We start from the raw sequence: 23,371 nt of genomic DNA on the forward strand, positions 1-23,371 counted from the left end.
TAAATCTAAATTTTTGGCATCTAGTTAAAAAAACTTTCTGACCTAAAAAAAGGACAAAATTTAGTAAGTCTTAAATTAGACAACTTCTGCAAGAAAATCCAACTACATAAAGAAAAACCCATGTCTCTTGGACATGAGTTTCGGATGTTATCTTTTTGACTAAATCAATCTGGTTTCACTATCATTCCAAACTACCCCACTCTACCACATCTCCGCTGGTGGCCTTCACGGCATAATCACAATCCAGCTTTCCGCACAGCACATACTTCTTCTGCCCAGGATCATATACATAGACGGGTGTTAATTCGAACCATCCCTTGAGCTTATCATAAGCTTCGTCATGGCTCACAGCAATTTTCCCTTCACTCTTGAATTCATCAAACGTATCGAGCATTAGCTTGTTATCCATATAATTTATAACCTTATAATTGTTCGTATCGATGAACAGAAGGAGCTTACGCTGAAACATACGATTACTTGATACATTCTTCCTCAATGTCGCTTGAATATGTCCTCTTTCCCGATGTAAAGTCTTCAATATCCATTGTCCGGATTCTTCCGGATAGAGCTGGCTTAAACCAATTTCGACTGCGGTTATACATTGGGCTTGTTCTATGTCTGTGATTGAAAATGAATCTGGATGCGGCTCACGTGCTATTGCCTGTTCGATTGTAACCACTTCTTGCAGACGGATCTCCGTCCTTGCGAACTGTTTCGTGTCCGCTTGCTCCCACTGCATTACTTGATCAATATTCAGTCGTGCTCTCGTTCCTGATATCATCTCAAATGGAATTGTGGTTGTTCCATCATTTGTAATGTAGATTTCTTCTATCCCATAGATCGGCAGGAGATGTTTCATCTCGTACACTGGATATTCTATAAGCTGTAGTTGGTTTTTAGCCAGTGGCTCTACCGCTTGAAGCGTGAGAGAATAATTCTCTTTTTGCACAAGGGAGCTGGGAGGAAACTGGCCATAGACACTATAAAAAATAATTCTACCTTCCGCATCGAAGCGTAACTCCATTCGCCCGCCGGGAGAGATGGGTATACCGTCTATACATTCAGCAAAATGATATTCTCCTCTTTCTTCCTTCACTAGGTAGAATTGTTTACCATATTCAAGCCCTACTTCAGCTTCCATCCACTGAATAACGCCATTTAATTCAATGTTTTGGAACGTTGTTCGATTTGCATAAGATTTCCCTCCAACAAAAATAACACTTTTATAGTTATTGGATAGCAAGTCAAGCGTAATGACTGCAGTTCCCTCCGGATTATAATCTTCCTTCCATTCCTTAATGTGAGAAGGAAACCATTCCATACTAAGCAAATAGCCGGTTTCTCCCAGCATCGTAACTTCGCGATAAATTTCATTTGTATGTAAATAGTAGTTGTCCAGTCCATAGGTTTGCTGTGTAGCATTAACTAGTTCTTTGATTCGGAAATCCATATCAGTGCACCCCACAAAATTGATACCTATATCATATCATTACTTAGCAATGATTATGAAGCGCAGCGAATCATATCTGCTACATATTCTACGATCTTATGTAACGGGTTTTGCTGGTGTTCAGAAAATGATCAGTAGCTTGGGGTTTAATAATGCAGAGTGTATCAATCGATTGGACAAGTCAGGGAAATTCACCCTGCTGACTCAGACCTTGCCAGAATACTAAACGTGTATAGTGAACACATATTTTAATGGAGGTATATCATCATGATTGACATCATCGACGGAAATGCGGCATTAATACATTTTTTTCCACTTCCGGCGCATCTTTATTCTAAGAATATTGCTTGTATTGTTGCTGTAGCGCATGCAGAAGAACGGGGTCCAAATTTAACAGGCCTCATAAATGCTCTATACTCGAAGGGATATACAGATCTTGAACATCTATTCAATTCCACATGGAAAAAACTATATCAAGTTCCGAGGTTGGGCCAGCAAAGACTGGTGCTTCTACTTAGTTTACTAGAACGAATTTCTGCAGATCCCAAGACCATAGAAAACTATACAGCTGTCCCTCATGTTACCATCCACAGTAAAAAGGAAATGAAAGAATTAACTTTAAAGAGGATCATTAAGAAGTATAACGAAACATTTGTAGAGGTATTAACTGAAGACACCGAAAAAGAAGCTCGTTTAAAGAAAATTAAAGATAGACTCCGAGAAATGGGGATGATCGTATAACAAAACCCCGCCAGTATAGTGAAATGCCCCCCTTAGAATAGACATTGGATAACCCCCTGGGTCATTCCGATTTCTATTCTAGGGGTGTGACTTTCAATTCATTTAGTAATCGCGTGCTGCATCGAACCAGCGTTGAGCCATCTCCTCTGTGATAGGCTGGCCAATCAGGTGGTCAGACTGGCTAAGTTGCCATACCGCTTCACCAAGGTCTTCTCGTTCGGTGGTTTCGATGCCCTTAAGATTGTTGAAGCGCACGGTGAAAGCGGTAATGGCGGCCTCGGCTTCAGCAAAGCTACGGGCTTCGGACAAGGTTACCTGTGCAACGTTGTAAGCTTCATTAGCCAGCTTGGCTAGACGTTTAGCCCAGGAGGAGAATGGGCGGCCAAACTCGGTCGTCCACCACTCTGGCTTTCGTAATTGGCTCACTGAAGCATGGTCGGTCCAAGGACGGGTTTCAGCGCGAGTTTTCATTTGCTTTTTTATACGCTTGCCAGCGCTTTCTTCGACATTGTAGGCGATGAATCTGTCAAGCAACGGCCACGCGTTTAAGGTCGGCAAGTCCCCCAGATCAGGCATGAAGCGCAGCTCCAGATTCGTTAACTGGGTATGATGAGCTAATAAATTCAGGTCGCAGAAGTTTCCCCACAAACTCAGTGAGTTAAGGTTTGGGTACCGGTTTAGACACTCTAGCGAGATGGGCTGTCCCAGCGGTGCGTTATGTAGCGTCAAGCTCGTTACCTGGTGCAGCTCCCCCATATCGGGCAGCAAAAAAGGGGGATCATTCTTACGTCGGCCGGTGCGCGGTGCTAGTGTAAGAGAAGATGGCATATCACCTGTGGCCGAGAAGCGTGATAGATCGCCGGACACACTCAGGCGGAAAGGCTGCTTCGGAAGTATTAGGCTAAGGGACCTCCCGGATGGTTCCAACTCGACATGCAAGCCATGCAAATTGGACTGACTGGCGTCCGCCACCGTGTCTGCAGACAGGATCGGAGTCCATGTCATCTCTTCAATGGGACGTTTCTGTGCCCAGTCAAAGAAGCTTGAATCACTGCCTGTATAATGCAGAAATCGCGGCCAGGGAGAGCCAGCCGGTGTGGCAAAGACATCGAATACGGTCCAATCGATAGGCGCATCAGACGCGACATGAAGGTCAACCTTTTTCCCCAATTGCGACGGACCCATGGATAGACTGCCCACACCGGGCTTAAGGACAAGAGTATGACTACGTGGACCTGTCAGGTTGATAGGATAACTACCAACTTCTCTAACAGAACCAGCTGAAGGACCAGCTTGGCTATCATTTGGCATTTCTATCATCCTTTCCTCTAATGCATATCAAGATCTAACCATTCATACCTGACTCTATCTTCTCAGTAATAAATTGTTTGAATCTTGTAAAATACCGCTCTGATGCTTCCCAGCGCCTAAGATCCAAATAGGACATGTCCTGCTTGCCATATTGATCGGGCGGCTGATAATGCCGGGAAACATAAGTTCCATTGTCCACTGTATAAAAATAATACGCTTCATCTGGAGTCCTGATTTCAATCCGACCATGTAGAAGGTCTCCGTCCTCGTCCGTATGCGTTTGACGGAAGCTGTAACATTTAGAGCCGTCCCAGAACCCGCCATTCTCCTCCACTTCCGAATATAATTCCCGAATTACAGTGTGTTGCAAAATGTCTTGCACATACTGTACCTCAATGTTTCGTAAATAAAGCTCAGCCATATTAACGCAGGTCAGCAACATCGTCCAGCAGTCGCTAATCTCTGCTAGTTGTTCCTGAGACTCTTCTGTAATGTCCTCCCACTCAGACCCTTCTTCTATGGTTCTCTTCAACAAACCGACAGAATGATCTTGCTCCAGCCAAATATAATAGTGATGCCGGTTATCATTCATATAAACGCTAAGATCCCGCTCATCCCCGTCAGCATCAATATGCTCCAGTTGAACTTTGAAAAAAACGTCTTGCTCCCGAAAATTAAAAGAAGGCTTGTCACTTGGCATTAAAATACACTGCGTCAACTTCAATATATTTTCTTCATTGATTGTGTTATGGGTGAAATATAAATGAATAGCTTTCTTGCTAGCGGGGGATTCCTTTATTTTTTTTAGAGCAGAACGGCCTTCTTTAATTACGTTCACCAGTGTACCAAAGGAAAAGTCCTCCTCATCCTCTTCCATATCCCAAAAAACTTCATCAATCAACACTTCATGAATGTCTACCGGAAGCTCCTGAAATACGCCGTCCCCCTCCCACACATTTACTAAGCAGGCGATCGATTTATGTCCGTCCACTTTGAAACTGTACTCGTCATCCTGAACCAAAACCGCAGCGCTGAGATCACCTTTAACAATCGTTTCCCCATGATTGTAGGAGCCACATAATATTTCCTCAATCATCAGGTTGCCCGAAACATAAATTTCCTGACCGCCTACAGCTATATTTTTCGCACTCATATTACCGGTCACCAAAAGCCCTATGGCACCATCCGTTTCTTTATTATAAAGATTGTCTACAGTAAAATTTCCTTCTATAAAAATGATGATTACCTCTTTTTGTTGCGGGAAAGGTTGCTCCCAATCTAGATTAAGAGAAGGCAGCGTCAAATCCCCTTCATAGTAAGCGGCAAGTTGCTCGTCACTAAAATCTTGGTAAAACTTCGCCCACCAAGATCCTTCGGGAAATTTATCTGCTAGTTGGCTAATAGGAATGAATCTGAAAAGATTGCTCATAAATTATTTTCCTCTCATTTTAAATCCGAATATAGTAGACGATTTCCGAAAGCGGAGGCTTCTACTCCGCCGCTTCCTCCAACCATACTTGCATAGCTGGAGATTCTGCCCGATTCAAACGGAGGGCGATTTCAGTATTGATCTCATCCGGCGGCATGACTTCGACAAGGACGCATACTGACTCTCGCAGTTGATTCAAGGCAAACACACCTTCATCATCGAGTATTTTCATCGCCAGCTCCATGGCCTTCAGCCTCAAATCAAACTCGCGATTCCCTTCGTCATCCTCAAGAACCGCAATGAAAGAACGATCGGTAAATCGTTGTTTAACATTATCAAAGTTCTCATCGCCGAAACAACAATAGGGCGAATCCGCATAAGACCATTTGATAAGTTCCGCAATCGCCGATGCCGGTGTGTCACTTTCGACGCCTTGCCTGGCTGCTTCTACCTCCAAAGCTTCCCACGACCAGGCGGAGATACTTGGCGCATGTCCCTCGCCAGTAGTGTAAAGGGTACAGTAATAGTAACATTCGCCATTTTCAAAAAGAGCGCGAAAAGACGTTCTAGCAGCATCGGCGATCTCTATCGCCAGCCTCTCTATTTCTTGCATCGGCTTCCTCCTTTCCGTTAGTTGATCCGTTCAGGCAGGATGTCTTCTATTTGCTCCAGCCTTCTAGAAATGATATGGCGGTGCTTTTTCTACTACAAGGTTATCAGGATGAACATCAGTTGGCTCATAGTCATTCATACGGAGAAGGATATACTCAATCTCTTCTAATGGCATCTGCAATTTCTGGCTGACTTCATAAAGATCCATGTCTTGCGAAAGTAGGTCCCGTGCTTGATTTAACTTTCCATTTAGCCAATTGTTTTCGAGCATCCATTTTTTCACTAGGTCCAGTAGTTGATTTTGGGTTTCCTTATCTGCATGCTTATTATATTTAGCAACTGACTCTGACAAATAGTTAAAAAGGTGAATACCTAATCCCTCACGTTGCTCATGCTTGGACATCCGTTGGTACTGCTCATAACTTATGCTGATATCTAATTCGAGGGTATGATCCCTGCTATCAAGCCGTCTGGATGTTTTTCGGCCATAACCTTCAGGTAAAACACGCAACACAAAAAAGATATCATAGGGAAACTCCCATGTATTTGCTAATTCCTCTAAGGGCAGCAGTTCATCTCTCAATTGACCCACACACGTTCCATGTGTATCCAAAGTAAAAACTAGTTTCATGCATACCTCCCTCTCCCAGACTTACGGAGCACCCAGATTAGCTGTTATTTTCTGAAATCGCTTCGCAGCCTTTCGATAAGAGCCACTGCTCCATTACGGCAAACGCCTGACCCATATCCTGTTCATAGAAGATGGCCACCTCTTGCTGGTAGGCATAATTCAACCGTACATATCCTCCCAGCTGCCGGTAGAACAGGAAACAAACATAGGCATTCTCAATAAACAAATCCGGCGGAAATTCATGTTGGCACAATCCAGCCAGTTCGGGTAGCGTAAGCTGGGCTTGCCCTTGTGGCAAACGCAAAAAGCGATGGCTGCGAGTGCCCGTCCACGGTTCATAATAGACGCTCTCCCCTTGACTGATTCCATACACCTGACGATAAATTTCGTCCAGCACCAAGGCGTACAACCCTTCGTCTTCCTGCTCCCCTGCCTGCAGGGAAATCGCCTTTACGTGCTCCGCATGCCGAGGTAGCCAAAGCAGCCCAGTTGTCTGGGGATGTATTGCCAGAAAATCACCGTCCACCGTTGTACCTATAACGATACACTCATCGATCTGTTGTTCAGTAATGGGGCTATTCTCGTCATGCTCCCATAATCCGTACTCTGCAAAAGATTTAAGCACCTCCGCATCCGGAAACTGAACATTCAGCCACCCTCTGTAAGTCCCTTCGCCGAATCGCCGCAAAAACCGGAGGTAGCCCGGTGGATAAACAGTGGCGTCTTCCTTTGCAAGTGCTTGGTTTTGACCATCAGACAGCGGTTTTGGCCGAGATACGATGTACATAAATACTCCTCCTGCTGCCCCCAACATGCAACTCTTCCAGATAGTGAATTCTTTAAAATATTGCAGGTTGAGCAGCTTTTTTATCCAAGATAATACTGAAATTTTAGAGAGTGCAACATATCAATCCCCAATTTTTGAATTCTCCAGCTTGGTCAATGCCTCGGTGTAATTTGCCCTGAACTATTTGCCACCCATCACAAGCCCATATTTATTGAAAATCCACGATTTGCTCAAATCGTGAATCGCACCATGGCTTATACGCACAGAAGGCTTTTGCTCCTTCATAGCATCTGCATCATGCGCTGAGAAGCGAAGCGGCTTTGTCATTTTTTTAATAGCACCCGTTATTTCATCGAAAAACGTATATGTTAACGGCTTATGATCCCGAATATCCTCATAGATATAATACTTCCCTTTTTCATCTTCCAAAGCTATTTGAAAGCCTTTAGGAAATGATAGCAAGATACACGGCAGTTCATCCTCTGCCCATTGTCCGTAATATGGAAAATAGACACTCTCATTTCTCGCGAAAAATCCGGAGCTTTCATTATCAGACGTAACAGAAATGGAATAAACAAAGAAAGGGGGACCCTCATTCCTTTTTTTCTCTGCCGTAAAATAATGATAAAAGGTCTGATATGCTTCATACACCTGTTTCAGATCATGCTCTGTCTGGGCATAATTGGTTAGATGAAATTGCGCTTGCTTATGTTCAAAATGCTTCAAAACGCTTTCAAACTCTTCCGGCCTGATGAAGAATCTAAGTTTATAAAATCCGCTGTTCTTTAATTTATCCATTTCTTTTTGCTCACCGCCATGTATTAAAATGTCATCTCAGAGGTCCTTAGCCATTTACTCGTGTATTTTCAAAATTCATATTTCACAAATCGATTTTTGAGAGCTTCTTCGTACGGGATCCACTCCCAGTCACTCCATAAAGACATGCTTACGATTTCTGACAGCTTATCTACGGCTAGTCCCGGACTCGTAATGCCAATGAAGCCGTCAAAATCCTCATTACGGATATCCAACGCTTTTCGCAAGTAATCATCATTGAGACGCTCTTCCCGGAGTTGTTCATATTCATCCCTCGTCCACTGCTCACAAAAGATCTTTTCGGCTTGAATGTCTCCATTCTCGAACAACGACAACTCGAATATCTCCTCATTCATATATCCGGCGGTCATCACTGGCTCCCCGGTAAGCTGGGACAACGTTTTACCGGCCTTCTTCACCGTACCCCATACAAAATAATCGTGGAGCACGCTGATCCAGTTTTCGTTGCTTTTGCTTACATACATGACAACTTTGCTCTCTGGAGCTTCATGATTTTTCTTGCCTAATACTTTGGCATGCCCTTCGCTTAGCTCTCTTAATGCTTCGACAGTCTTCTCAAGGTTATTCGACTTGATATGCAAATTTGCGAATGATCTTCCCACGAAATGGCCTCCTCTAATCGCTTTTTTAATCAGCCGGATTCTTATTTATATCCTATTGATCGGTTCTATGAATGTCTCATATTTCCATTATAGTGATCGCTTGTCCTGAGTCTACCTACTTTTCACCTGGATTTTAGAAATAACCTTTGCACAGAAAGAGTTATAACCTTGACCGTTCAACACAATCTCTAGTCCCTTCCCCACTCCGCTCTTAAAAAAAGGAGGGTATCCCTCTGCCATTTTATGACGTTTAGGACACCCTCAGTCGAGCTATTCCGCACCCCCACAACACTCTTCATCTTTCCAAAACAAAATTTTTTCGTCGTCACTTATGATAAGGATCAGCGCGCTGGCTGTAACGGCAAGTTCTGATTTTATATTACCGTTCGATCAATCCTTACTCTAGGCAGTTACCGACTCGCTGCCTCGATGATCCAGTCGGTCAAATCGTTGATTTGTCTTTTCACGGCGATTGGGTCGCGGTACCAGGATTGGTTCTCCGTCCATAAAAATACCCGATTGTTGCGAATCGGCTCTAGCGACCCCCAGATTGGATCAGCCTGCAGCGATTCCAAGCTGGCTTCCGTCGTCAGAATCAAATAATCACCCATGTACTCCGAAAGTTTCTCCAGCGAAAATTCATAGTAGGATTCCTTCAGCATAAATTCTGGAACCGTCGTCGGCGGCTTCAGCCCCATTATTTCATACATCAGCCGGCCGCCTCGTCCCGATTTCGGACCAAAAAGGCTCACGTTTCCATCGTACTCTTGCATAATCGAAAGCGTCTCTCCTTCGGGAACGGCTTGTTGGACTTTCTCCCGAATGTCTGCAATTTCCTTCTCGAAATTTTCGTTCCATTTCTCCGCTTCCTCACGTCTATCCAGCAACTCGCCAAAATACAGCATTTCTTCCTGAATGGATACAAACTGATTGTAAGGAACCGATACCGTAGGTGCGATCATCTGATATTTCTCGACTACCTCAGGCTGTGGATTATGCGTTATGATTAAATCCGGATTGAGTTCCAGCAGCTTCTCTAACGAGTCGCCTACATCCGTCACGACGTCCAGCATTCCCTCGAGATAAGGACTCGACATCAAGAACGATTCGGCTGCGATCGGCTGGACTTCCAGAGCAAGTACGGTGCCGAGATAAGAAATTGCCGCTACGCGCTGAGGGTGTGCAGGAACTTCGACATCGCCGAAAGCGGTCTTGACTACCTTGATCTCAGAAGATGCCAAAACCTCTGACTCTTGAGTGATCATGGTTGGAGAAGCGCTGACGGCAACCTGGCTGTTCGTTGCACCTCCGTTGTTCACCGACCCGCCACAAGCTGTTAACATCACGGTCAAACATAACAGCATCACTGCATAAAAACTTCGGGTTGCTCTAGTCATTTTATTCGCCCCATCCTGTTGAAATTGATAATCAATATCACTCACATAAAAAGGATAGCTTAATGACCGGCTTAGAACAACGGACGATTGTGACCTATTCCTTGCATAATCTGAAACGAACTGGCCGTATCGTTTACGATATTGACCTGGCGTCATGCCGGCATGCTTTTTGAACATGCGGCTGAAATAAATGAGGTCCGGATAACCGACATGTGATGCTATTTCCTGTTGTGTTGCTATCGTGCCGGCCAGCAGAGCCTTCGCATCTTCCATTCGGAAACGAATGACGTAGTCCAGCGGACTGAGCCCTGTCTGTTCTTTAAATTTTCGCGATATATATTGTTGGCTGTAATTCAATTGCCGAGCAAGCTCCTCAAACGAGATCGGCTGGCGATAATTCCTGGACAAATGTCGAATAACTTGCTCCGATAAAGAGGGCTCGCCGGCTCCGAACAGACGCTCCCTCAGGACAGCGTGAACGAAGCGGATAAAGTCTCCCTTGGCCGACAGCCGGGTCAATCCGTCGTCAGATTTAAGCCAACCGTCGCGTATCGTTTGAAGCAGCTCAAGCATGGCCAGCGGTTCGCCAGGCGGGAACCCCCAGCTTTCCAGAAACGGGTCGGATTCCTCCATCATCATATGAAATTCGCACGAGGCCGAAGCGGGGAGAAACGCTTTGTAGAGTACGATATATACATTCAGCGCTTCTCGGCTCCGAACCGTCACCAGAGAGCCTTTGCCGGCGTGTAGTACATGGAAACGATCGCACAGCCATACCTCATCGTCAACCCACAACTCGCCTTGTCCTTGAAAAGCGAATAAAAATGCGCTTGCCGGCAAACGGTATTGATTCAAATCGTTGTCGATTCCGGCCTGTTTTAGCCGTACGTCCAGTACACTCATAATCACCTGGTTCCATATTTGTATAAGTTTCAGAACATCCATAACTGATTCGCAAACTCCCTTTAAATTCTCAAGAGATAATCATTCTCAATTGAATCATGTTTCTAAACACAATAACGAATACGTCTAGCGCTGTCAATAAGGTGTTGCCGAATGAGACGAGGATGCGAATAGCGAGGCATACGGCTATTTTGCCGGAGCCTAGCCCAAAAGCAAAAGACGCTGATCCGCAAACATACGTGCGGAACTAGCGTCTATCAATGAATCGTGAGGGCCCTTTTTTTGATCTCACAATTATCTTAATCATTGGCATACTTTTATGTCGCCTGCTTAGTAAATGCCTGTCTCTTTCGCAAGGGAATTTTTGTAGGCTGCAATTTTGTCTTTCAACATCTTCTCTGTGGCTGTTAAGTTTCTGATTTGGTTCTGTATAGAGTTACTATGATTCTCAAGAAGGTTCAAGCGGGCTTGGGCCGTATGCTCTCCTTCTAAATATAACTGCGCATATTCTCTAATTTGTGAGATCGGCATTTGGGTTTGTTTCAACCTCATCACAAATCGCAGCCAAGCAAGATTGGAGTCATCATATATTCTTTCTCCATTCGCATTCCGCATCGGAGCAATAATCTTTTCCTTTTCATAATATCTCAGTGTATATGCGGTAATCCCTAGTAATTTGGCTACATCGCTGATCGAATACATACAAGCCCCCGAATCTATGTTGATTTTAAGAGTCCCCATAATTATAAAAAATATTTGACTTAGAGTAAACTCTAAGCTTTATGATTACATCGTTGTTGAAATACTAAATATTCTTGTAAAAACGGAGGAATTCACATGAAATATACTGTAATTACAGGCGCCAGTTCAGGTATAGGTTTTGAAACCGCTCTAGCCTTTGCGGCTCGCGGTAAAAACTTAATTGTTACAGCCCGCAGAAGGGAGCAACTGGAGGAGCTAAAATCTGAAATCAATCATAACTCCCCCGATGTAGATGTCGTTATTCGAGTAACTGACTTATCCGTTTCTAGTAATGCTTATAAGCTTTATGAGGATCTACAAGGGTTCGAAATCGAAACTTGGATCAACAATGCGGGGTTTGGAAATTTCGCTTCAGTGGCCAAGCAAGATTTAGATAAAATTTCTGCAATGCTGCATCTGAACATTGAATCGTTGACGATCCTTTCCTCTCTATTCGTTCGTGATTATTCCAATGTTGAAGGAACACAATTAATCAACGTTTCATCCGGTGGCGGCTATACGATTGTGGGAAATGCCATTACGTACTGTGCGACTAAGTTCTATGTGAGTGCCTTTACTGAAGGACTCTCTCATGAGTTGAAGAGTCAAGGTGCACTTATGCAGGCTAAAGTGCTAGCACCTGCCGCAACAGAAACAGAATTCGCGAAGCTTTCTTTCGATGTCCCCGAATTCGAATATCATGGGACTGTGCCGAAATATCATACCGCGAAGGAAATGGCTGGATTCATGCTTGACCTGTATGATAACGATCATGTTGTGGGGATTGTTAATGGTTTGACGTACGAGTTCGAGTTGAGAGATACCCTCTATAATTATGTGGCGAGCACGCGATAAGCTCATCTTGTAATGGCAAGTTAAGAAGCATGACCATCCATTACGGATCGCTATGCTTCAACAATGATGTATCACCTAAATCCCCTATCAAAAAAAGGCTACCAATCCCTTATGGGCGGCAACCTTTGATTTTTACTCTACGACAACGCCAACATCGCGTTCATATCTTCTTCAGCAGTAGTAATTAGCTTCAATCCAAAAAGCTCTACCAGAACATCCAGTACACCTGGTGAAATAAACTCGGGTGGCTTTGGTCCGATGCGAATGTCCTGAATGCCGAGACTGAACAAGCCTAGCAGAATGGCTACTGCTTTTTGCTCAAACCAAGACAGCACGATGCTGACAGGCAGCTCGTTCACCGTACACTCAAATGCCTCAGCCAGAGCCATGGCAATCTTCACTGTAGAACCGGAATTATTACATTGCCCAAGGTCAATGTAACGCGGAATACCGGTGTCTCCAACGGTGCCATAATCTACGTCATTGAAACGGAACTTTCCGCAAGAAGTCGTTAAAATGACAGTATCGTTCGGTAAGGAAGTCGCCAACTCACGGTAGTAATTCCCGCCAGTACCTGGCGCATCACAACCAGCAATGACGAAAAACCGGCGGATATGCCCGTCTTTGACAGCTTGAATGATCTCTGGTGCTAACCCGATTACAGTTTCATGATGATATCCGGTCGTAAGTACCAGATCTGACTCTACATCAGCCGCAGGTAGGGACAACGCACGATTAATTAATGGGGAGAAATCGTCGCCCGTTATTTTCTCTACACCTTCCAGCCCCGCTACTTCATATGAGAAAAAGCGGTCTGCATACGTGCCTTTAATCGGCATTACACAGTTTGTGGTAGCAAGAATTGCACCGGGAAACTGCTCGAACAATCTACGCTGATCATACCATGCTTTGCCGATGTTGCCTTTCAGATGTTTATACTTTTTGAGTGCAGGATATCCATGCGCAGGCAGCATTTCTGAGTGGGTATAAATGTTGATGCCTTTCCCCTCTGTCTGCCGCAGTAATTCCTCCAGCGCATATAAATTATGTCCTGTTACAACAATACATTGACCTTCAATTTTGTTCTGACTGACTGTGATCGGTTGCGGAATGCCAAAGCGGTCCGTATGCGCACGATCCAGTACATCCATGATGCGAACCGCCGCATCCCCGACCTTCATCGCCATCTCCAAATGTTCCTGTGTATTAAAGTTGGAATTGGTCAACGTCATATACAAAGCTTCGTGGGTGATACGATCCACCTCGGGATCGCTATATCCTAGCTGCCGGGCATGTGTCGCATACGCTGCAATTCCTTTTAATGCAAAAATCATCGTATCCTGCAAACTCGCAATGGTTTCATTTTTGCCACATACCCCTACAACGGTGCATCCGCCATTCGGTGTCTGTTCACATTGGTAACAAAACATATCGTTATCCTCCATATCTAGATAATCATTCGTTACTTCCAACGTAACAGAACACCAAAGCTTGAGTTGTGATTACACACACATTTTTTTTAGATCAAGCAGATTTAAATGTCCTTCTATTTATAACAACCATTAATACAATAACGCTTAAACAAATGAAAATATTAATCTCAAAAACCAATTTGAACGCCTGCAACTGACTCCCTTGTCCTGTCTCTCCACTCATCACACCAAGTCCAAGTGCTGAGCCAAAGACCATACCCGCATTTCTTGTTAAAGCAATTAATCCGCCAATCGAACCCACGTGTTCCCGAGGTGTCTGCTGCATAATGAAGCTATTATTAGGAGAGGCAATGAGCCCCATACCAAGGCCAATAAGAGATAGAATCGCCGCGATTCCATAAATCGGTATATGATCTAAATACACCAGTAACAAGATAAACCCGCTTCCCATGCAGCTCAGTCCCATAAGCATCAGACGATGAGAGCCATAACGGTCGGAGCAGTAGCCTGCGAGAGGACCTGCAAACGCCAAGGCAATGGGATAAGCCGCCATAATATATCCTGTCGTAGATGACGAGAACGGAGCCGACGCCCCCATCAAATAAAATGGAATGAGGACAAGCAATGTATTAGATAAAATAAAAGAGGCACAGCTAACGATCAAGCCTCCCGCTACAGTTGGAATTTTCAATGCTTGTAAGGGTAGAAAAGGATTCTTTTGCTTCCGCTCCCAGAATAGAAAAGTAATCAACAACAAGGAAACCCCCACCAAACTTGTCATTGTCCGCACGGACACCCAGCCCCATTTGCTCCCATTTGTTATTACGAGAAGGACCAAGGTGATGAATGCCATAAACAAGCTGGCCCCCACGAAGCTGATAGCACCCGGCTTGCGCTCTTGCACACGGTTCGGGATGTACCGATATGCCATAATTGTAGCCACAATCGCCACAGGAACATGGATTAAAAATAACCATTTCCAGCTCAGCCACTCTGCAATCAAACCTCCCGCTATAGGTCCCGTCATCCCGCCCAGCGCGACAGCTGTACTTAAAATTCCGAGTGCACGACCTCTTTGCTCTTTCGGCATATGAATGGTGATGAGTGCAATATTAGTTGCTTGGAACATCGCAGCTCCTACTCCCTGTACAACTCTGAGCGTTAGCAATATTGGCAGATTAGGTGAAAAAGCGACCAGGATAGAACCCACAGTAAAAATCACAAATCCAAGATTGTGAATCCGGCGAAAACCATAACGGTCTCCCAGTTTCCCCATAATAGGAAGAAGAGCCGTAATCACTAGCAGATAACCTGTTGTGATCCATAATCCCTTCCCAAGCTCTGTCTGAAAATAATTCACAATAAAAGGAAGCGACACATTCACAATTCCAGCTGTAAAATGGGAAATAAACGCCCCCATACAAATAGCCGCCATCATTCCCAGCCGCTGCCCGTGTGTGCTTTTAAACTCTATATCTTTTGCTGCCATCATGTTGATCCCGTCCCTACTCATATTGTTTAAGAATTACTAACAATTATAAGTAGATCCCTTGCAAGAACAATCCCATAAAGATGGGATGGGAATGGTTTAGGCGAATATGTCTATCAGTATAGGTGACGAAAATCAGAGATAATGCAAAACAGCAAAAAGCGGCACATTTAAGTGCCGCCACTGAATTATTATCTATAAGAGTCATGCGTTGGGCGAAACAAATCTTCTTCGGAACTTCTGACCATAGAAAAATGTTCGACATTGTAGTGCCCATGTAATGTTTTATTGTGATGCTTGATGATTTGTTCTGCACTTAAAACATCATTGTCCGTTGTAGAATGACCATCTCCGACCAATGTAACATCCATGCCGCTAACCGTAGCCGTCCGAACCGCAGTATCGATGCAGTGTTGAGTTTTACATCCCATAATCACCACATGCTCAATCTGCTGATCTTTCAGATATTGTAGCAGCTCAGTTCCGTGAAAAGAATTCGTTGCCAGCTTATCAAAGATTTTGGCATTTGCAGACCTGTTGATTTCATTGTGAACTTGAAAGCCTGTACCTGTTCCTTCAGCGACATCTAGATCCCTAACGAACACAACTTCGACATCGGCTTCTTTTGCTTGTTCAATCACTTTATTAATATTCCGGATAAGCTGCTCTTTATTGAATACTGCACTTTCCTTTTCGTTTCCATCCATTAATTCTTGTTGTGCATCGATGATTAATAATACCTGATTCAAATGATTTTCCCCTTTCGAATGGTGGGGAAACGTCAACGCTTGATCAGTTAAACGTTATCCCCATATCATTTTGCAAGCTGACATTGTTTTTCATAATATCTACCTCCCAATAAAAATGGTATATAAACTTTAATCTTATAATTTAAGACTTTTTTAGTTTACCATATTTTTAAAATGTACTCTCTAAAAACTTTGATTGCTACATCCATTGATACATCATAAAAATGGTGGAAATCAGATTAGTCAGCCCGTGCAGAACCCAACCTGGAATGATCGAACCGCCGGATAATTTCTCATCCAACATTCCGATGCTCCAACCCACAAAACCTGTAAGAATCATTACAACAGCAGAATTCAATAATCCGGAACTGCTGTATAACAGCACAGCATGTACGACACCAAATAATAAAGCTTGAGCACAGTTTCCAATTCCGAATCCGAATTTCGAACTTAACCGTTTACCAATGAAGCCGCGGAACAGAATCTCTTCGGACAAGCTAGTCTGTAACCAAGAATAAATCAATGCCGGAATCAAACCTTTAAGACCTGTACCATAAAACTGTGAGCTGGCCAAAGTATTCTTATCCAGCATATAGATTGCTGTAAGCATTCCCAGGCTGGTGAATATAGTCATTGTAAGTATAAACCATAGTATGAACTGCTTCCTAGAAAGCAAGTGGGGTTTCTTCCAGCCAATCCACATGGCAAAGGATGAAGTTGTTCTGCTTGTAAAAAACCAGTATGTATAGGGAATGATGCTGAATAAGATGAGCTGAAGGACTGCACTGATGAGCAATGACAATGTCAACGGAATACCCTCCCTTTAATAAGAACAGCCTCAATATATCATGGACCGCTGCTTACCAGCGGAAAGAGACCGTAACTTGCAGGTTAGGTGGAGTAGTTGGTTGCGGATTGCTACTCAGGCAGTGGTAATACCGCCAACATCATGAACTGCCCATTCTCATATCTGAAACTGACGCTTCCTTGAAGCTGTTGAACTGCATACTCAATGCTTTCGATTCCGAACCCTCTACGCCCAAAGTTCCGCTTGCTGGACAAAAAAGAGCCCTGCCCGTCCTCTGTAAGCAGAGATGCAGGATTCTTTAAAGAAATCACCAATAACCCGTCGCAATAAATCACTTCCAGCCCAATAACATTCTGCTCTGACTCTGGTAATCTCTGAACCCCTTCGATTGCATTATCTAATGCATTGCCTAAAATAATTGCAATTTCAACCTCTTTGCCTGCAAGTAACAGGTCCTGCGGGATGCGAAAATGAGATTGCATTGTAACTTGATGTAGCTCGGCTTTGGCGAACTTCTCATTATAGATGGCATCAATAGCTATATTTCCAGAAGAAATATACTTTTCTCCTGCCTCCTGTGTCGAAGCAAGCTCCGCAATATATCGCTTGGCTTCTTGTACAGCTCCTTCGTCCAGCAGAGAATGAATAAGGATCAACACATGGTTCAGATCATGCCGCAAACGCTGTGCTTCCTGATTAACTTTCAGTTTACTCGTGTAATCCTTCACTTGCTGCTGAAGCACATGATTATGCAATTCTATTTGCATCCGTTTCATTAACTTTTGATATATAAACATTACAGCCACATTAATTACAAGAATCCCAAGCAGGATGAATACAAAATCAAACGGAATATCAAAAGGTTTATCACTGGAATTTCTCAGATTCACAATAATAATAAGCAAAGAACCCGCAGAAACAAGATTCAGCACAGCCCAATCCTGATTCGACAGTAACGTTGTGGTATCCACTTTGAACAACCGCAGCAATAGCAGACATAACATGATGCTTAGCAAAACAACAAATAGGAAAGCAAAAGATAACCACCAGAAATTAACTGTATCTATTCCCTCGGCATTGAGTGGGATATGCTGAATCCCAGACCATACCAGCATCTCAATAACCACCGTAAACACTGTATAGAAACTGCTAAAGAACAGCTTTTGTAGCACACTGCCGCGGAAATAAATAATGGTAATCAGACTATACACAAGCAGGTGAAGGATGACCGAATCAACTAGAGGTAAGCTAGCAGCGGTAAGCGATTTAATTATATAAAAGATAATAAGACAACCTATAAATGACTGTTTGCTCCTGCTCAGGATCAGGAATTTCTTGAGAAAAATATAAAATGTGACCCCTTGCGAGACATATATAAGGACGAGCATAAATACACCAAAAAAGTAAGGACTAATCTCCCGGATGAAAGACATTTATCTTAAGAGCCTCTTTTCTATAAAGGCATGGTAGGACCGTAAAGAATCAGAGCTTCTACTGCGGCTGACGGGAAGCTCCACCCCGTTCTTCAGCTGAATAAGTTCTTTGCTTAAAGAACGAACATACAGCCAATTTACTAGGAATCCCGTATGTACGCGACAAAAATCATGTGATCCCAGCTGTCCTTCCAACTCTCTCAGTTTGCCATAATACGAGTAAGTCCCTTGTTCAGTACAAAGGACCAATTTTTTGCCTCGTTCTACCGTGATATACATAATATCATCTACCCTTAAATTATAGCTCATATGATGGATTGAGAATGACAGCACGTTGTTTCTTTGCATGCATTGCTGAATGGCTTTGACTGTGGCGGTCTGCAGTTCATGTTCATCAATGGGTTTCAGTAAATAGCGAAAGGGATGAACCGCAAAGCTTCTTCTCATATAACTTGTATGGCTGGTGACATAGATAATTAATACCCTGGCATCTTTGAGCCGGATCTTCTCTGCGACTTCTATACCGTTATACTCGGGCATCTCCATATCCAGATAAACTATATCGTATGCGGTAGTCGTCATTGCCTGAAGCAGGGTTTGGCCTGATTCAAAAATCTCAATAGAGGCAGTCATCCCTTGCAGGCTGGTTATCTGCTTCATGAGTAATTCTTCCAATCGCGAGGCATCTTGCCTCTGATCGTCACTGATTGCAATGTGAAGATTCATATTATGTATCCCTCCAAGTGAACGTAATTCTATCATATTATAATTTGAAAAAATATGAAGAACCGCCAAAAAGCCGATCCTCTCGGACCGGCCTATAAACTCTTTTTTACAGGGAAGTTTCTACCCTAGTCAATTCATCGGAATCGCGGACGCCAGCCGCCGAAACTGGATGAAAATAAACAGAGCGGTCAGCATCACCACAATTCCTGAACCGAGGAACCATAGCTGCACACCGTATCGATCCACCACAGGTCCTGCCAACAGCAGCCCAATTGGCGAGGACAACATCATAATGCTGGTCACGAGTGAAATGACACGCCCAAGCATCTCGGGTTCAAAAGAACGTTGGATCATCGCCATGAAGGGACCATTGAAGAAGGGTGCCGCACTGCCCATCAAGAACGAGAGAATGGCAAAAATCACAAATGCATTCGGACCAATCAAACCACTGATCACACAGGTAAGACCGATGACTAGCAGACCTACGCTCATATAGCTAATGTCGCTCCATTTAGATGAGAACATCGACAATAGCAGACCACCTAAAATCATCCCGATGCTGAACACCGCTTCCACCAGGCTGGCACTGTATCCTCCACGGCCAAAATGAGACAATGTCATATAAGGAAACAGTGTCGCCAATGGCATAAATGCGATACTAAACACCGCAGTAGCCCCCGTAATCAACACAATGGGTTTCGCTTGAATGAGTGCGTTCCAACCCAAACGGAATTCTTGAACGAAAGACGGCGCAGCTGAAGACTGCACTTTAGGCTGATGGATCTTCACCATGAACAGCATCAGATTCGCAATCAAAGCCCCAGCCACATCGAGTAGTAATACTGCCCCGAGCGAAGTTGCCGAGTAAACCGCTATCCCAAGTGCAGGACCCATTACATTCGAGAAAGAGAACACCATCTGCTGCCAGCCCGCGACTCTTGTCAATTCTTCTTCAGGAGCAATCAACGGAACAGCCGCCTGAAATGCCGGAGCATGAAAGGCTGATGCCGCCGAACGCAGGCTCAGAATGACATACACAAAGCCAAGTCCCGGTTCCCCCCACATGAAATAAATACCTAATATCAGACTGAAGAGCGCAATTGCGCTATCAGCAATAATCATCGTTATTTTACGATTCCAACGGTCCAGCCAGACCCCTACAAAAGGACCCAAGACCGCTTGCGGCAAAAACGCTGCCAACCCAGCAATCATCAAAACTGCCGCTGACCCTGTCGATTCCGTCAAGTGCCAGATCACCGCGAATTGAACCATCGAACTCGTGAGAATCGAGAAAATCTGTCCGCTAAAAATAAGGGCGAAGGCTTTTTTCCATTGTATTTGCATAAGGTCATCTCCTTTGATTAAAAACTTAAATAAACTCATTCCATGAGCATAGGCACACTGAAACAGGCACATCACAAATAAACTCATTTCCATATCTCAAAAAAATGAATGAGTCCATTTGTCTTGCACCACTGATTACCATAAACGAATGGAATGAGTCACAAGGAGCACCTCCTGAAAAAAATTATGTTCATTATAACATCGCATCTCTTCCCTGAGCCAGTTCCAATTGTTCTTTTTGCGAAAAATTTGATCTATCTCCACCTTCCGAATAAATTCCTAAATAAGGGAGAAGATAAAAATCACTTAACATCTCATTTATTTAAGGAGAATTGCATGCGGAAATTTTTTAACGCCAAGACACCTCCGTCTAATCCTAAGGTGCACCCTCAATTCGAAGCCGAAAATGAGCTTTCAATGAAGGGTCTTTTTTCCCATGCTATCTCTGCGTCTCTCGAAGACAACTTACAGATTATTAATAAATGTTTTGCCAATTGTTCGGACCTAAAGGTTATTCCATGGCATTATGGCCCGGATCTTAAGTATGAAGCCTCATCCGTCTATTTCAATACACTTACTAAGTCTGACCCTACAAATTATTTTAAAGATGTCTTGCAGAATTTAGTTCCGCATGAGCTGGGTCCCACCTTGGACGTGACCGTTGAAGATGTCATCTCCTATTTTGAAAAAAATGGTGTTTCATCACCACTGCTTGAATTAATGGACAATATCGGTCAAGCCATTAAGGGGATTCTTGATGGGAAAGTTGTCCTTTTCTTTACAGGTTGGCAAAAAGCCGTTGCCTATTATGCCTTCGATGTAGAACAGCGCCAAACCTCTGAGCCCATTTCAGAGCCTACTGTTCAAGGTCCCCACGTCAGCTTTATAGAAAGCTTAGAGCGTAATGTAGGTGTTATTCGTAGTTTGCTGAAATCTACTAATCTTAAGTTCGAGTTCTTTACCTCTGGTAAGCAGGTTCAAAGAACGTTGTCCTATGGTTATCTGGATGGAGTAGTCAAACCAGAAACATTAAATCAATTCAAACAACGGATAGCAAGTATTGATCAGGAAGAAATTCTTGACGTTTCCTATCTCGAAGGGTGGATCGGTGATTCGCTCTACTCACCATTTCCACAAGTCCGCTATACAGAACGACCGGATACAGCTATAACAGCTCTGCTAGACGGAAAGATTATTGCTATGGTTAACGGAAGTCCTTCCATTCTGATCTGTCCCGGGAATTTCATGGAGTTTTTTACGAATAGTGAAGATTATTACTACCGGACCATTTTTTCATCATTGATAAGAATGATTAGGGTCGCTGCCTTCATCATCGCCCTGCTGTTACCCAGTACCTATATTGCCTTATCCAACTTCCATTCCGAACTAATTCCCACAGTTCTGCTGCTTGCCATTCTAAACACACGCGAAGGAATCCCCTTTCCGGCTATGGTTGAAGCTTTGATCATGGAGTTTTTCTTTGAGCTATTGAGAGAAGCGGGCATACGCTTACCCAGACCGATTGGATCGGCCGTCAGTATCGTTGGGGCTTTGGTCATTGGACAAGCTGCTATTCAATCGCAGATTGCCTCTCCGGTCATGGTCATTGTCGTCGCTTTGACGGGCATTGCCTCATTTGCGCTACCACAATACAATATGGCAATTGCGCTGCGGATTTTACGGTTTCCCTTAATGATTCTCGCGGCAACATTCGGAGGACTTGGCATCATGGTCGGTTTTATTCTAATTTATCTCCATCTGGCTACCTTGCGCTCTTTAGGAGAACCGTATTTAGACTCGTTAGCTCCGTTAGATCTTAAAAGAGTACGTGATTCTATTTTTCTACTTCCGAGAAGACTGCTGCTTCATTCACCACGGAATCGACACCTATATAAAAAGACTTCGGGAAGGAAGTAGATATAGTGAAGCGGCTTACTACCATACTAATTTCCCTTCTTGTACTCACTCTAACTAGCGGATGCTGGGATAATAAAGAATTGGACGAGTATGGGTATGTGCAGGCGGTCGCCATTGACCAAAGCGAAGACAATCGGATTGTAATCACGACACATTTCTATAATCCTTCCACCAAAATAGAAATGGGACAAGCAGGGGATCCAGCGTCCAAGGGAATTAATATTGTTACGAGTGGAGAAACCTTTTTTGAAGCAATAAGGGAGATCCCGGCAAAATTTGGCCGAAAAGCCAAATGGGATCATATGCGTGTCATATTAATCGGGGAGCAACTAGCCAGAACCTCGAACATCCGGGAGGTACTTGATTTTTTCTCCAGGGATCAAGAACCGCGTGGTACTGTTCTTCCTCTCATCGCTGAGCAATCTGCGGCACCATTTTTAGATATCAACCCGTTTATCGAACAGACCATTGGTCAACAGTATAAGAGAATGGAGACGAGCGGTGCTCTATATGCCGCAAAAACTTCCAAGATTCCTCTCTATGAGCTGGCTATACAAATGTGTAGCCCCTCCAATACTTCCATCATCCCTTACCTCCATAATTCCAGTTTGGATCATAAACCATTGATATCTGGGCTGGCTGTAATTCATGACGGTAAAATGATTGACATTCTAAAGGAGAAGGATACAGAAGCATTCATGATGCTGACGGATAGATATATCTATGGAGTACTAGAATTTCCTTGCCCGGATGAGACCGAAGTACCGCTGCGGAAAAAAGAAACGCTTGAAGTGCTTACCTTCAACAGTACGCTTACTCCAATCGTAAAAAACGGTTCTGTGTCCGTCGGTGTAAACATTGCTATTGAAGGGATGATCGGAGAATTACGTTGCTCACATTTAAAAAACAATAAGGACATGAAGCTTTTTGAGCAGCGTATCATAACTCAGGTTGAACAACAGGTTGAGCATGCAACCAAGTTTTTGAAAACAAAAAAGATCGACGCACTCGGAATTGGCAATCAGATTTACCGGAAAAATCCGCAGCTGTGGAAACAACTAGAGCCTCAATGGAAGGATACATTCGCCCAGACTCAGTTCGATATCAACGTTGATGTCAAAGTGTTAAGCACTGGAATGAACTCAGGCACAATATTTGGAACAAAGGAGAAGTAGC

Annotated in this window: 22 protein-coding genes; 5 read left to right on the plus strand and 17 right to left on the minus strand. The window is 43.8% G+C overall.

Annotated elements, in window-relative coordinates; translation table 11 throughout:
• Window positions 1-181: 181 nt before the first annotated feature.
• Window positions 182-1,450 (minus strand): hypothetical protein, encoded by a 1,269-nt coding sequence (locus NYE58_RS23440; protein ID WP_341003125.1) that lies wholly within the window; start codon window positions 1,448-1,450, stop codon window positions 182-184.
• 55 nt (window positions 1,451-1,505) lie between these two features.
• Between NYE58_RS23440 and NYE58_RS23445 the strand changes: the two genes are divergently transcribed.
• Both NYE58_RS23445 and NYE58_RS23450 read left to right on the plus strand, forming a co-directional pair.
• Window positions 1,506-1,676 (plus strand): hypothetical protein, encoded by a 171-nt coding sequence (locus tag NYE58_RS23445; RefSeq protein ID WP_175619925.1) that lies wholly within the window; start codon window positions 1,506-1,508, stop codon window positions 1,674-1,676.
• 41 nt (window positions 1,677-1,717) lie between these two features.
• Window positions 1,718-2,191 (plus strand): hypothetical protein, encoded by a 474-nt coding sequence (locus tag NYE58_RS23450; RefSeq protein WP_341003127.1) that lies wholly within the window; start codon window positions 1,718-1,720, stop codon window positions 2,189-2,191.
• Between the two features lie 102 nt (window positions 2,192-2,293).
• Here NYE58_RS23450 and NYE58_RS23455 read toward each other — a convergent pair whose 3' ends face one another.
• From NYE58_RS23455 to NYE58_RS23495, 9 genes are all read right to left on the minus strand, one after another.
• The gene (locus NYE58_RS23455) at window positions 2,294-3,502 is read right to left on the minus strand and encodes a hypothetical protein (protein ID WP_076276154.1); all 1,209 of its coding nucleotides are present in this window, start codon (window positions 3,500-3,502) and stop codon (window positions 2,294-2,296) included.
• Window positions 3,503-3,536: 34 nt separating this feature from the next.
• Window positions 3,537-4,931 carry a hypothetical protein gene (locus NYE58_RS23460; protein WP_341003128.1) on the minus strand — a complete coding sequence of 465 codons (1,395 nt, stop codon included), beginning with the start codon at window positions 4,929-4,931 and terminating at the stop codon, window positions 3,537-3,539.
• Between the two features lie 61 nt (window positions 4,932-4,992).
• A complete protein-coding gene (locus tag NYE58_RS23465) occupies window positions 4,993-5,544 on the minus strand; it encodes a DUF4303 domain-containing protein (protein WP_076276152.1) in 552 nt (183 codons plus the stop codon).
• A 63-nt stretch (window positions 5,545-5,607) separates the two neighbouring features.
• Window positions 5,608-6,174, minus strand: coding sequence for a hypothetical protein (locus NYE58_RS23470; protein ID WP_076217881.1), 567 nt, complete (start codon window positions 6,172-6,174; stop codon window positions 5,608-5,610).
• Window positions 6,175-6,211: 37 nt separating this feature from the next.
• Window positions 6,212-6,961, minus strand: coding sequence for a hypothetical protein (locus tag NYE58_RS23475; protein WP_076276151.1), 750 nt, complete (start codon window positions 6,959-6,961; stop codon window positions 6,212-6,214).
• Between the two features lie 180 nt (window positions 6,962-7,141).
• The gene (locus tag NYE58_RS23480) at window positions 7,142-7,759 is read right to left on the minus strand and encodes a hypothetical protein (RefSeq protein ID WP_341003129.1); all 618 of its coding nucleotides are present in this window, start codon (window positions 7,757-7,759) and stop codon (window positions 7,142-7,144) included.
• 68 nt (window positions 7,760-7,827) lie between these two features.
• Window positions 7,828-8,400: a hypothetical protein gene (locus NYE58_RS23485; protein ID WP_312148251.1), complete on the minus strand. Its 573-nt coding sequence runs from the start codon at window positions 8,398-8,400 to the stop codon at window positions 7,828-7,830.
• A gap of 410 nt (window positions 8,401-8,810) precedes the next feature.
• Entirely contained in the window at window positions 8,811-10,742 is a 1,932-nt protein-coding gene (locus NYE58_RS23490; protein ID WP_341003130.1) for an AraC family transcriptional regulator, read from the minus strand.
• 288 nt (window positions 10,743-11,030) lie between these two features.
• Window positions 11,031-11,402, minus strand: coding sequence for a MerR family transcriptional regulator (locus NYE58_RS23495; RefSeq protein ID WP_341004292.1), 372 nt, complete (start codon window positions 11,400-11,402; stop codon window positions 11,031-11,033).
• 135 nt (window positions 11,403-11,537) lie between these two features.
• Between NYE58_RS23495 and NYE58_RS23500 the strand changes: the two genes are divergently transcribed.
• Window positions 11,538-12,296 (plus strand): SDR family NAD(P)-dependent oxidoreductase, encoded by a 759-nt coding sequence (locus tag NYE58_RS23500; RefSeq protein WP_076276148.1) that lies wholly within the window; start codon window positions 11,538-11,540, stop codon window positions 12,294-12,296.
• A 137-nt stretch (window positions 12,297-12,433) separates the two neighbouring features.
• Here the strand turns inward: NYE58_RS23500 and hcp are convergent, their stop codons facing one another.
• The 7 genes from hcp to NYE58_RS23535 all read right to left on the minus strand — a co-directional run bounded on the left by hcp (window position 12,434) and on the right by NYE58_RS23535 (window position 20,278).
• Window positions 12,434-13,726 carry a hydroxylamine reductase gene (gene hcp, locus NYE58_RS23505; RefSeq protein WP_036688774.1) on the minus strand — a complete coding sequence of 431 codons (1,293 nt, stop codon included), beginning with the start codon at window positions 13,724-13,726 and terminating at the stop codon, window positions 12,434-12,436.
• Window positions 13,727-13,820: 94 nt separating this feature from the next.
• Complete coding sequence (locus NYE58_RS23510) at window positions 13,821-15,221, minus strand: MFS transporter (RefSeq protein ID WP_139332077.1); 1,401 nt, start codon at window positions 15,219-15,221, stop codon at window positions 13,821-13,823.
• A gap of 188 nt (window positions 15,222-15,409) precedes the next feature.
• Window positions 15,410-15,967 carry a cysteine hydrolase family protein gene (locus NYE58_RS23515; protein ID WP_076127240.1) on the minus strand — a complete coding sequence of 186 codons (558 nt, stop codon included), beginning with the start codon at window positions 15,965-15,967 and terminating at the stop codon, window positions 15,410-15,412.
• A 199-nt stretch (window positions 15,968-16,166) separates the two neighbouring features.
• On the minus strand, window positions 16,167-16,775 hold the full coding sequence (locus tag NYE58_RS23520; protein ID WP_076306918.1) for a CPBP family intramembrane glutamic endopeptidase: 609 nt from the start codon (window positions 16,773-16,775) through the stop codon (window positions 16,167-16,169).
• Between the two features lie 110 nt (window positions 16,776-16,885).
• Window positions 16,886-18,208, minus strand: a complete 1,323-nt coding sequence (locus tag NYE58_RS23525) for a GHKL domain-containing protein (RefSeq protein WP_341003131.1) — start codon at window positions 18,206-18,208, stop codon at window positions 16,886-16,888.
• Window positions 18,209-18,934: a LytR/AlgR family response regulator transcription factor gene (locus tag NYE58_RS23530; protein WP_312148262.1), complete on the minus strand. Its 726-nt coding sequence runs from the start codon at window positions 18,932-18,934 to the stop codon at window positions 18,209-18,211.
• A gap of 129 nt (window positions 18,935-19,063) precedes the next feature.
• Window positions 19,064-20,278 carry an MFS transporter gene (locus NYE58_RS23535; RefSeq protein WP_341003133.1) on the minus strand — a complete coding sequence of 405 codons (1,215 nt, stop codon included), beginning with the start codon at window positions 20,276-20,278 and terminating at the stop codon, window positions 19,064-19,066.
• 336 nt (window positions 20,279-20,614) lie between these two features.
• Between NYE58_RS23535 and NYE58_RS23540 the strand changes: the two genes are divergently transcribed.
• Together NYE58_RS23540 and NYE58_RS23545 are read left to right on the plus strand one after the other, a co-directional pair.
• The gene (locus NYE58_RS23540; RefSeq protein ID WP_341003134.1) at window positions 20,615-22,195 is read left to right on the plus strand and encodes a spore germination protein; all 1,581 of its coding nucleotides are present in this window, start codon (window positions 20,615-20,617) and stop codon (window positions 22,193-22,195) included.
• A gap of 5 nt (window positions 22,196-22,200) precedes the next feature.
• The gene (locus tag NYE58_RS23545; RefSeq protein WP_076276143.1) at window positions 22,201-23,370 is read left to right on the plus strand and encodes a Ger(x)C family spore germination protein; all 1,170 of its coding nucleotides are present in this window, start codon (window positions 22,201-22,203) and stop codon (window positions 23,368-23,370) included.
• Window position 23,371: the final 1 nt, after the last annotated feature.

Source organism: Paenibacillus sp. FSL L8-0708 (genome assembly GCF_038009325.1).
In the GTDB taxonomy this organism is placed as follows: domain Bacteria; phylum Bacillota; class Bacilli; order Paenibacillales; family Paenibacillaceae; genus Paenibacillus_AQ; species Paenibacillus_AQ odorifer.